Here is a 12269-nt window from a genome sequence, read left to right on the forward strand (position 1 = left end):
TATACAAGGAGTTGCTTTATGGGGAACACTATTACAAACAAACGAATTGATGAGTTAGATTACATTCGTGGCTTCGCATTACTGGGGATTATTTTAGTAAATATTCTTGCACTACTTAACATTAAAATTCCAGATCCTAATACAGTAGATGCTAGCTATCAAAGGTTTTTATACTTATTTGTAGAAGGTCGTTTCTTCTCAATCTTCTCATTCTTATTTGGAGTGGGATTCTATATCTTTATCTCTAGAGCAATTGCAAAAGGGAAAAATGGATACATTCTATTTCTACGCCGCTTAGTTGCACTATTTATTTTCGGTTTGATTCATTACATGTTTCAACCTGGAGAAGCATTAACGTTATATGCAATTTGCGGGTTAATCGTCTTACCGTTTTATAAAGCGAAAAAAGAAGTGAACCTAGTTATAGGCCTTATTTTAACAATTTCCTTTAGCATAATGGGTGTTAAAGAACTATTACCACTCGGCTTAATTTTATTAGGGCTGGCTGCAGGACAATATCGTGTATTTGAAAATCTTGCTCAAAATATAAAGAAAGTCGCTATTTTTACAGGTATTATGTTTGTTTTAAGTGTCGTAGCTGTATGGTATCAATACGGACACGTGCCTGCTGATCCATTTGTAAATATGATACTAATGAATGAAGACGGAACAATGGATGCTGCAGGCCAATTTTTAAAAATTGGTGTTACAGTGGGACCGATTATTTCAGCTTTCTATGTGGGAGCATTAATTTTATTACTTCAATTAAAACCAGTTCAAACAGTATTAGCGCCACTGAAATATTACGGTCGTATGGCTTTAACAAATTATATTGGACAAACTGCAATGATTTTAATCGCAGGAAGTGTATTTAACTTTGCAGGAAATTTAACTTACATGCAGACGTTATATGTATGTATTGCAATTTATGCAATTCAAATTGTGTTTAGTGTGATTTGGATGAAAAACTTTAAAATGGGTCCACTAGAATGGATTTGGCGTGTTATTACGTATTGGACGGTAACACCTTTAAAGAAATAAAGAGAGAAGTGGGCTGTTCCTTTTGTGGAACAGCCTATTTTATATTGTTATCTTTTTCGGTCAGTCGATATGAATTGTCGAATCGTTAATAAAATTTCGTTTCCCAATGAACCTTACAAACTCATCTTTTTATATTACAAAAGTGTAAGGTAAATGTAATGTTAACAAATAGCAGTTCAGCTCTAAAAAGCGCAAAATAGGGAATGGAAAAACAAGCGTAGGAGGATATATATGACGAAACCAGTTGTAGACGTGAAAAACGTTCAAAAAGTGTACGGTAAAAAAGGTGAGAACCAATCACATGCGTTAAAAGGTGTATCATTCTCAATTCAAGAGGGTGAGTTTGTTGGGATTATGGGGCCATCTGGTTCTGGTAAAACGACATTATTAAATGTAATTTCAACGCTTGATAAAGCAACAGGCGGCGTTGTTGAAATTGCGGGTACGGATATTACGAAAATGAAGCAAGGTGAGCTTTCTGATTTCCGTTCGCAAAAATTAGGATTCATCTTCCAAGACTTTAACTTATTAGAGAACTTATCTATTTACGAAAACATTGCACTTCCACTTTCTCTTCAAGGTGTCTCGTCACGAAATATTGGATCGAAAGTAGAAAAGGTAGCAGATATGTTAGGCATTTCAGCTATTCTTCAAAAGTACCCATCTGAAGTATCCGGTGGACAAAAGCAACGTTCAGCAGCAGCGCGTGCATTAGTGCATGAACCTGCAATTATTTTAGGGGACGAGCCAACAGGAGCGCTTGATTCTAAAAATGCGGCAAGTTTACTTGATGCGATGACAAATTTAAATAAAGAGCAAGGCGTATCTATTATGATGGTTACACATGATCCTTACAGTGCGAGTTACTGTCAGCGTATTTTATTCATTCAAGATGGTGAGCTATATAAAGAAATTCACCGCGGTGGTACGCGTGAAGAGTTTTATAAAGAAATTTTAGATGTGCTTGCAGATTTAGGTACACAAAAAGCGTAAGAAAGGAGGTATAGAGCATGTTATTCAAACTTTCCATGTCAGGGCTAAAGAGTAAGCTAAAAGATTACATCGTCTTACTTGTTGGTCTTGTCATGTCGATTTCAATTTTTTATATGTTTCAAACGTTAGCACTAAATGAATCATTTCTTGAATCTAATTCAGTGATTAAATCAATTGGATTCGTATTCCAAGCAGGTTCATTTTTACTAGCCATTATAACGTTCTTCTATATTTTATATGCGAACTCTTTCTTATTATCTCTTCGTCAAAAAGAGTTTGGTATGTATATGATGTTAGGAGCAAAAAAGCATAAAGTTACATTACTTATGTTTATCGAAACAATTGTATTAGGTGCTGCATCTCTTGCGATTGGTATTACAGTTGGTGTAGGACTTGCAGAAGGTATCGGTCAGTTATTAATGAAACAATTAGAATTTGCAGGTGAAGGTTATAAAGCATTTTATCTGCCATCTATGACTGTTACTTGTATCTTCTTCTTTGCACTATTTGTATTGTCAGCAATTATGAATAGTATTAAGTTATCACGTATTTCTGTACTGCAACTTGTACATGCAGATGCACAAACAGAACGTGTTGCGGTAAAAGGAAAAATGACAGGTTTAGTCGCATTCCTTGCGGTAATTTTATTAGGAATGGGCTATGCATCAATGATTTACATGGAAAAACTAAGAGAAATGGGAATCCTTATTGCATTAATTACAACAACAGCTGGTACTTACATGCTATTTGGATCACTTCTTCCAGTTATTATTAAAAAGCTAAAAAGTAATAAAAAGCGTAGTGAAAAAGGACTTAACGCTTTTACATTTGCACAATTAAACTTCCGTATTAATAGCTTAACAAAGGTGCTTGCGACAGTAGCGATGTTAGTTGCTCTTGGAGCTGGTGCAATTTCAGGTGGTATGGCGTTTAAAAATAACGTTATAAAAATGATTGATGGTTTAATCATCTATGATTCAGTAGTTCATAATCCAACAGCTGAAGAAAAGAAAATTTTAGACGGTATTACATTTAAAGAGAAAAGCGAATATCGTTACAAAGTTGATGATAAATACGTTTATTATGTAAAAGAGGATTTAGAGAAAAATCGTCCTTTAGTAAAAGATATGACAAATATGAAGTCGATGAAGGATTTAGTGAATACGAAGAAGGCTTCACAGGAACTACCAGTAGGTGCAGTTTCTAGAGACATGAATGAAAAAGATGCGAACGCAAAAGAACTACCAGAAGAATGGGTAGATGCTTTTGGCACAATTCATCCGTATTATGTATACGAAGATCATGCAATTAAAATTGTAGATCAAAAAATGTACGATGGGATAAATGGTAAAGAAGGTATAGCATTTATCGGAAAAGCAGATGATTTCTTAACATATACAAAAGAATGGAAAAAACTTGACGAGTTGCAGCTAGATAAATATAAAAATGTAACAGCTGAAAGAATGAACAGTAAATATCAATCTTACGACATGTTCTACGGCGTTGCGAGTGGAACAGTGTTTATGGGATTCTTCCTTGGAATTGCTTTCTTAGCAATGATGGCAAGTTGTTTAATGTTCAAAATCCTTTCTGGGGCATCAAAAGATATTACGCGTTATCAAATGCTTCGTAAAATCGGGGTGCGCCGTGAATTATTAACAAAATCGATTTATAAAGAGTTATTCTTAGTATTCCTATTCCCGGCAATTGTAGGTATTGCTCACGTATTAGTTGGTATGAATATTTTCGGATTTATTTTACTTGATCCGTACTTCCGTATTTGGGTACCGATTGTTATCTTCGTAATTATTTATGCAATTTATTACTTCATTACCGTTCAATTGTATAAAGGAATTGTTCTTCCGAAAGAAGATTAATAAAAACCGAGCGAAACTGCTCGGTTTTTATTATTTTCAGAAAAAACACTTTAATGTTACTGAAATGTATAATATAATGCAAATAAGTAACATAACATTAAAGTAGAAGCAGCTGGATAATGAAAGGAGGAATCCGATCTGTAGAAAGAGGCTGAACTTGTATCCCCTATTTTTCCTACCCCTACTGTATTTGCATAATTATAAATTTCCAAACGAAAAATTTTCGGACCTAAAAGTATATTGAAAAATAATGGATAATACATGGAAATCCCCTAGCATGATAAGGTAAAATGGACAACATGATGAGAAAATTACCGTTCATAAGATGAGGAGAATACATGTATGGAAGTTGTAGAGGCATTAAAAGATATAAGCCAAATTGAGGCTATGAAAAAGTATTTAAAAGAGCACTCGCAGCGAGATTATCTTTTATTTGTTATTGGAATTAACACAGGATTAAAAATTACTGAGCTGCTTAGCATGAAATTTGAAGAGGTATTAAATGAAGATGGAACTGTTAAAGAGTTTTATTCTCTTCCTGTGAAGGATGAAAAGTTTAAACAAGATATTTATTTAAATACAAAAGTAAAAGAAGCACTTTTAGAGTACGTACAATCTATTAATGTGAAAAGAGAAAACTACGTATTTCAATCTAATAAAACGACAAATTCAATTACGCGTCAACAAGCGTATCGTGTAATTCATAATGCTGCTGAAGCAGTTGGGGTTGTTGGTAAAATCGGAACGAACTCAATGAGAAAAACATTTGGATTTCATGCATACAAAAGAGGGATAGCGATTGCGCTATTGCAAAAACATTTTCATCACGCGACACCTTCAGAGACATTAAAGTATTTGGGAATCTCAAAAGATGAAGAATTTAAAACAGAAATTGATGTCGATTTGTAAAAGCCGTAACTAAAAACTTTAGGAGGCGGAAAATATGAATATTCGAGAGAGTGAATTACCGGGCATTGGATGTAAGTTTGAAGTAATTACAAAAGGTAATGAAAAAATGGTTATCGTTATTCATGATGATGGCCGAAGAGAAATGTATCATTTTGATGCAGATCATGATGAAAGTATTTCAAGCATTTCTCTTCGTGATTCTGAAGCGAGACAAATTGCAGCTATATTAGGCGGAATGGTATATAGACCGCAGGCTTTAGACACAATTGAGATGGCTTTTGAAGGATTATCAATTGAATGGTTTAAGGTGGAAAATAATGCACCAGTCGTACAAAAAACAATTGGTAGCTTACATGTCAGAAAAACGTATAACGTAACGATTATTGCTATTTTAAAAAAGAATATGAAGAAATTCTTTAATCCAGGTCCAGACTCTATTATTGAAGCTGGCGATATGCTCGTGTTATCGGGTGAAAGACATGAAGTGAAAAGAATTATTAATGAATTGCTTTCATCAGGAGGTGATTCATAATCGATGGATACTTTAATCTTTGAAGTTGGAACTGCGTTAGTATTAGTAGCTTTTGCAGCTATCCTCGCTGCGAAGTTAAAGTTCTCGATTATTCCGTTTCTCATTATACTCGGTATGTTAGTGGGGCCTCACGCCCCCGACTTAGGACTTATTGATTTAAGGTTTATTGAAAGCGGAGAAGTTATTTCCTTCCTCGGCCGTGTTGGCGTCATATTCCTCCTATTCTATTTAGGCTTAGAATTCTCAATAAAAAAATTAATTAAATCAGGAAAATCAATTGCTTTTGGGGGGACTGTCCACATATCACTTAATTTCATATTAGGTTTGCTTTATGGATATGTTATGGGCTTCCCCTTATTAGAGACGTTAATTATTGCTGGAATCATTACAATTTCATCGAGTGCAATTGTTGCAAAAGTAATTGTTGATTTAAGAAGATCTGGTAATAAAGAGACTGAATTAATATTAGGAATCATCATGTTTGATGATATTTTTTTAGCTGTATATTTATCAGTCGTTTCAGGTTTAGTACTCGGTGGTGCAACATCATTTGTAGGTGCTCTTACATCGGTGTTAATCGCAGTAGGGTATATGCTACTATTCTTTGTAATCGCTAGGAAAGCTACGCCGTTCTTAAATAAAATATTAGATATTTCGTCAAATGAAATTTTTATTATCGTAGTATTCGCTATTTTGTTCTTCGTAGCAGGATTTTCAGAAACGATTCATGTCGCTGAGGCAATTGGAGCGTTATTATTAGGACTCGTCTTTTCTGAAACAGAGCATAGTGATCGAATTGAGAAGCTCGTCGTTCCATTCCGGGATTTCTTTGGGGCCATATTCTTTTTCAGCTTCGGTTTAAGCATAGATCCGTTTTCGCTTGGAGGAGCAGTGTGGTTGGCATTAGGAGCAGTTTTCATTACTCTAATCGGTAATTTTACTGCTGGAATGATTGCAGGACGTAAAGCCGGGTTATCCCATAAGGCTTCTACGAATATAGGTTTAACACTCGTATCACGCGGGGAATTTTCTATTATTGTAGCGAATATCGGCATTGCGGGTGGCTTAATGGCAGCGATTAAACCGTTCTCTGCACTGTACGTTCTAATATTAGCATCGTTAGGACCGTTATTAACGAAAGAGTCTGGGAGAATATACTCTCTACTAGATAAGGTATTTAAATGGAGTGCTAAAGAACGTGCAAAGCGAGAAAAAGAAGTTGGATAATATAAAAAGAAGAGGCTGCTCATGCAACCTCTACTTAGTATATATTTCTTATATAAAGAAGATGCTGCATGAAGTTCATGCAGCCTCTTCTTTTTATATATTGCTACTGTTATCATTTTTGTTGGTAAGTCGATATATTTTTAAGAAGCAATCAATATAATTTCATTTACTGAAAAACCATTATCTGAATTTCATCAACTATTAATCAGTTGCCTTCCTATTTAAAAACGACTACAATTTTACTGTTATAGATGAACGAAAAAAATAGAATAGGAGGGGAGACTATGCCAAGGAAAGTATGGCTATTAGTAGCTGGGATGATTATTAATGTCACGGGTGCTTCTTTTTTATGGCCTTTTAATACAATTTATTTGCATGATCACCTAGGAAAATCTTTATCTGTGGCCGGAATGGTATTAATGATCAACTCGCTTACTGGTGTAATCGGAAACTTGCTCGGCGGTGTTTTATTTGATAAATGGGGCGGCTATAAATCAACTCTAGTAGGGATTGTCATTACACTCGTATCGATTTTAGGTCTTGTGTTCTTCCACGGTTGGCCTTTATACGTTGTGTGGCTAGCGTTAATCGGATTTGGTTCTGGAATGGTCTTCCCATCGATGTATGCGATGGTTGGTACGGTTTGGCCAGAGGGCGGAAGACGAGCATTTAATGCGATGTATGTTGGACAAAACGTTGGTATTGCGATCGGAACAGCGTGCGGTGGATTAGTTGCGTCTTATCGTTTTGATTATATTTTCTTAGCGAACTTTATTTTATACTTTGTTTTCTTCTTAATTGCTTTTATTGGATTCCGTGGTATGGAAGACAAGAAAGAGCCAGGAGTGCAAAAAGAAATCGAAACGAAAAAAGGTTGGTCGCTTACACCTGGATTCAAAGCACTTCTTATCGTATGTGTAGCATATGCTTTATGCTGGGTTACATACGTACAGTGGCAAGGGGCGATTGCAACGCATATGCAAGAATTAAACATTAGTCTTCGTCACTATAGTTTATTGTGGACGATAAACGGAGCGATGATTGTTTGTGCGCAGCCGCTAGTTAGTATGTTAATTCGCTGGATGAAGCGTTCTTTAAAACAACAAATTATGATTGGAATCATCATTTTTGCGGCGTCATTCATTGTATTAAGTCAAGCGCAGCAATTTACGATGTTCCTCGTTGCGATGGTAACATTAACAATTGGTGAATTATTTGTATGGCCAGCAGTTCCAACAATTGCAAATATACTTGCGCCAAAAGATAAGTTAGGGTTTTATCAAGGTGTTGTAAATAGTGCGGCGACTGTAGGGAAAATGTTCGGGCCAGTCGTTGGCGGAGCAATTGTTGATTTATACAATATGGAAGTATTGTTTATAGTAATCATGGTAATGCTTGTAGTAGCGCTTATAGCAACGAGCATTTATGATAGACGAGTAAAAGTAGAAGAAACAGTTGAAGAAAAAATTGCAGTTTAGTTTGACGGAACATGTAACATGTTTTAGAATATATTTAAATAAAACAACCTTTTGAACAAGGGAGATAGCTCGGCTGTCCTAAGACGAATTCGTTAGTTATTAAGAGTAACGATTAACCGAGAAGCCACGCTGTAAGTAACCTCTTTAGAGATACGAGGCGGAGGGTAGTTCACTTAACTCATATTTGTAATAACAGTGAGAAGGAGTAGTAGTAATAGAAGCTGGTTTAGAGAGTTGACGGTCGGTGCAAGTCAATCCACGTTTCGTTATGAACTCGCCTTTGAGTTGCAGTTGTGAAACTAGTAGTAGCAATTGCCGTTAATCCACGTTACGGATCTAAGCGAATGTATATTTGTACATTAATTTAGGGTGGTACCGCGGGAATCTATAACCTCTCGTCCCTTTCTAGGGATGAGAGGTTTTTTGTATTTTGGGCGGTGAAAATAAATAGAATTTCAAGGAGGGTATCTCATGAGCTTTAATCATCAAGACATTGAGAAGAAGTGGCAAGGGTACTGGGAAGAGAATAAAACATTCCGTACGCCAGATGAGACAGAAAAACCAAAATTTTATGCACTAGATATGTTCCCATATCCATCAGGTGCAGGCCTACACGTAGGACATCCAGAAGGTTATACAGCGACAGATATTTTATCTCGTATGAAGCGTATGCAAGGATATAATGTTCTTCATCCAATGGGATGGGATGCATTCGGTCTTCCAGCAGAGCAATATGCACTTGATACTGGAAACAGCCCAGCTGAATTTACAGAGCTTAATATTAATACGTTCCGTAATCAAATTAAATCATTAGGTTTCTCTTACGATTGGGACCGTGAAGTAAATACAACAGATCCAAACTACTATAAGTGGACACAATGGATCTTCCTGAAATTATTTGAAAAAGGTTTAGCTTACGTTGATGAAGTACCTGTAAACTGGTGTCCAGCACTTGGTACAGTACTTGCGAATGAAGAGATCATTGATGGTAAGAGTGAGCGCGGTGGGCATCCAGTTGAGCGTCGTCCGATGAGACAGTGGATGTTAAAAATTACAGCTTACGGAGATCGTCTATTAGAAGATCTAGATGAGCTTGATTGGCCAGAAAGCTTAAAAGACATGCAACGTAACTGGATCGGTCGTTCTGAAGGTGCAGAAGTACACTTCAACATCGATGGTACAGATGAGAAATTCACAGTTTTCACAACGCGTCCTGATACATTATTTGGAGCAAGCTACTGTGTACTTGCTCCAGAACATGCACTTGTTGCTGACATTACAACTGCTGAGCAAAAAGAAGCTGTAGAAGCTTACATTAATTCTGTAAAAATGAAGAGTGATTTAGAGCGTACAGAACTTGCGAAAGAGAAAACTGGTGTATTCACTGGTGCTTACGCAGTTAACCCAGTAAATGGTGAGAAATTGCCAATCTGGATCGCTGATTACGTTCTTGCAACTTACGGAACAGGTGCTGTAATGGCAGTTCCAGCTCACGATGAGCGTGACTATGAATTCGCATCAACGTTCAACCTTCCAATGAAGGAAGTTGTAAAAGGCGGAGACATTACGAAAGAAGCATACACAGGTGATGGTGCTCACGTAAACTCAGCATTCCTTGATGGATTAAATAAAGAAGAAGCAATCGCAAAAATGATTGAATGGCTTGAAGCAACGAGTGCAGGAAATCAAAAAGTAACGTACCGTCTACGTGACTGGTTATTCAGCCGTCAACGTTACTGGGGTGAGCCAATTCCAGTTATTCACTGGGAAGATGGCACAATGACAGCTGTGAAAGAAGAAGAATTACCATTAGTTCTTCCGAAAACAGAAAATATCCGTCCTTCAGGTACAGGTGAATCACCACTTGCTAACATTGACGAGTGGGTAAATGTTGTTGATCCTGAGACTGGTAAAAAAGGTCGTCGTGAAACGAATACAATGCCACAATGGGCTGGTAGCTGCTGGTATTACCTACGTTACATCGATCCAAACAACAGCGAAGCACTTGTAGATCCTGAAAAAGTAAAACAATGGCTTCCAGTTGATATTTATATCGGCGGAGCAGAGCATGCTGTACTTCACTTACTATATGCTCGTTTCTGGCATAAAGTATTATACGATATCGGTGTAGTTCCAACGAAAGAGCCATTCCAACAATTATTCAACCAAGGTATGATTCTAGGTGAAAACAACGAGAAAATGAGTAAATCAAAAGGTAACGTTGTAAACCCTGATGATATCGTAGCAAGCCATGGTGCAGATACACTTCGTCTATACGAAATGTTCATGGGACCATTAGATGCTTCAATCGCTTGGTCTGAAAATGGTCTTGACGGAGCTCGTCGTTTCCTAGACCGCGTATGGCGCCTATTCATTCAAGATAACGGTGAATTAAGCGAGAAAATTACTGATGCACCAAATAAAGAGCTTGAAAAAGCTTACCACCAAACAGTGAAGAAAGTAACAGAAGACTATGCAGAGCTTCGCTTCAACACAGCGATTTCTCAAATGATGGTATTCATCAACGATGCATACAAAGCTGAAACACTTCCGAAAGAATATGTAGAAGGTTTCGTAAAAATGATTGCACCAGTTGCACCTCACATTGGGGAAGAGCTATGGAGCAAGCTTGGTTACAATGAAACAATCACATATGCAAGCTGGCCAACATTTGATGAGGCTAAACTTGTAGAAGATGAAGTTGAAATCGTTGTTCAAGTTATGGGTAAAGTTCGCGCAAAACTAACAATGAGTAAAGATGCATCAAAAGAAGAAATGGAACAACTTGCACTTGAAGCAATTCAAGACCAAATTGAAGGGAAAACAGTTCGTAAAGTAATTGTTGTTCCTGGAAAACTTGTTAACGTTGTTGCAAACTAATGAATAAAAGAAAAGCTCAGAGCGTTTATGCTCTGAGCTTTTCTGTGTAGAAAATAATCTCGGGGTCACCTTCATCTAAATTTTCAATTATGCCACTACGTATAAAACCGTTCGCACTAAAAACTTTTTGCATACTTTCATTTGATTCGTTCGTTGAAGAAAATATTTTTTGAGTAGGAGAATGACTTAACATATATGAGAGTAACGAGCTTGCATAGCCTCGCCTTCTTTTTTCTGGCGAAACAATGATTAATGAGAGGAAAATACAACCAAAGAAATTTGTATCGTATGTTAGAAAACCGGAAATAGAATTATCTTTTTTTACAACGATGCATCTGCCTTCGTCAATAGTGTGCTTAATATAATTTCGTCTACTATCATTTCCGATTACATCAATATCTATATGTACGATTGAATCTAAATCATTGATAGAAGCTTTTTTTACGTTCTTCAATAGAAATACCCCCTAGAAAAAATATTCAGTTAATTAATTTTACCATGAATGAAGAAAAAGGAGCGGAATTCCAATACAGACAAACACCTATTTTTTTATAGGAAATATGATAAAAAAGGTAGGCTAAATTGAGAAGAAGAGGTGAAAGGAATGAAAGGGATGGACAATAATGCACCACACGGATTTTTCGGAGGTGGATCGGATAGTTATGAACAAATGATGTTAATGGGAGGAGCAGGTCAACAAGGATATGGCGGAATTCCGAGCTGGATGGGCGGAGCACCTGGAGGATTTCCAACGTCAGTAGCTGGTGTGCAATCTGGGTCTCCAACATCGGTAGCTGGAGTACAAACGGGAATCCCGCCATTTGTAGGCGGAGTAGCGGGTGGGGCACCAACTACATTCCCATCTTTCGTTGGAGGAGTACAAACAGGATTTCCGGTACCAGGAGTAGGTGTTGTAGCAGGAGGGATAGGGGGGGTTCCGCAAGTTGTTCATGGTCAACATGGACATCACCACCATCAAGGCCACCACGGTCATCATGGACATCATCATCATCAAGGCCACCACGTTCATCATGGACACCATCATCATCAAGGTCAACATGGTCATCATGGTCACCACCACCAAGGGCATCAACAACAAGTACATCACCATGGACACCATCATATACATCCACAGGCTGTTCTTTATCAAACTCATCAAGGCCATCATGGTCACCACCACCAAGGACATCATCAACAACAAGTACATCACCACGGACACCATCATATACATCCACAGGCAGTTCTTTATCAAACTCATCAAGGTCACCAAGGCCACCACGATCATCAAGGCCACCACGGTCATCAAGGCCACCACGGTCATCAAGGGCAACA

General features: G+C 37.3%; 10 protein-coding genes and 1 other annotated feature. Of the genes, 9 read left to right on the forward strand and 1 reads right to left on the reverse strand.

Annotated features, from left to right (window positions below):
- The first annotated feature begins 18 nt into the window (after positions 1–18).
- The 8 genes from DN390_RS22540 (at position 19) to leuS (ending at position 10937) form a co-directional block, all read left to right on the forward strand.
- Positions 19–1041 (forward strand): DUF418 domain-containing protein, encoded by a 1023-nt coding sequence (locus tag DN390_RS22540; protein ID WP_147808495.1) that lies wholly within the window; start codon positions 19–21, stop codon positions 1039–1041.
- Positions 1042–1272: 231 nt separating this feature from the next.
- A complete protein-coding gene (locus DN390_RS22545; RefSeq protein WP_147808496.1) occupies positions 1273–2034 on the forward strand; it encodes an ABC transporter ATP-binding protein in 762 nt (253 codons plus the stop codon).
- Positions 2035–2051: 17 nt separating this feature from the next.
- A complete protein-coding gene (locus tag DN390_RS22550) occupies positions 2052–3911 on the forward strand; it encodes an FtsX-like permease family protein (RefSeq protein WP_147808497.1) in 1860 nt (619 codons plus the stop codon).
- A 342-nt stretch (positions 3912–4253) separates the two neighbouring features.
- Positions 4254–4820 carry a tyrosine-type recombinase/integrase gene (locus tag DN390_RS22560; RefSeq protein WP_000454223.1) on the forward strand — a complete coding sequence of 189 codons (567 nt, stop codon included), beginning with the start codon at positions 4254–4256 and terminating at the stop codon, positions 4818–4820.
- 34 nt (positions 4821–4854) lie between these two features.
- A complete protein-coding gene (locus DN390_RS22565; RefSeq protein ID WP_060632618.1) occupies positions 4855–5352 on the forward strand; it encodes a cation:proton antiporter regulatory subunit in 498 nt (165 codons plus the stop codon).
- A 3-nt stretch (positions 5353–5355) separates the two neighbouring features.
- The gene (locus DN390_RS22570; protein WP_147808498.1) at positions 5356–6579 is read left to right on the forward strand and encodes a cation:proton antiporter; all 1224 of its coding nucleotides are present in this window, start codon (positions 5356–5358) and stop codon (positions 6577–6579) included.
- Between the two features lie 284 nt (positions 6580–6863).
- Entirely contained in the window at positions 6864–8057 is a 1194-nt protein-coding gene (locus DN390_RS22575) for an MDR family MFS transporter (protein WP_097950391.1), read from the forward strand.
- Between the two features lie 186 nt (positions 8058–8243).
- Positions 8244–8463: a binding site (T-box leader), on the forward strand.
- A 65-nt stretch (positions 8464–8528) separates the two neighbouring features.
- The gene (leuS, locus tag DN390_RS22580) at positions 8529–10937 is read left to right on the forward strand and encodes a leucine--tRNA ligase (protein WP_147808499.1); all 2409 of its coding nucleotides are present in this window, start codon (positions 8529–8531) and stop codon (positions 10935–10937) included.
- A gap of 25 nt (positions 10938–10962) precedes the next feature.
- On the opposite strand, the gene DN390_RS22585 is transcribed toward leuS, so the two are convergent.
- Positions 10963–11391: a GNAT family N-acetyltransferase gene (locus DN390_RS22585; protein ID WP_147808500.1), complete on the reverse strand. Its 429-nt coding sequence runs from the start codon at positions 11389–11391 to the stop codon at positions 10963–10965.
- 150 nt (positions 11392–11541) lie between these two features.
- On the opposite strand from DN390_RS22585, the gene DN390_RS22590 reads away from it, so the two are divergent.
- Positions 11542–12269: hypothetical protein (locus DN390_RS22590; RefSeq protein ID WP_147808501.1), on the forward strand; the 728-nt coding region annotated here is incomplete at its 3' end.

The organism is Bacillus sp. SH7-1 (genome assembly GCF_008042405.1).
Taxonomy (GTDB): domain Bacteria; phylum Bacillota; class Bacilli; order Bacillales; family Bacillaceae_G; genus Bacillus_A; species Bacillus_A thuringiensis_N.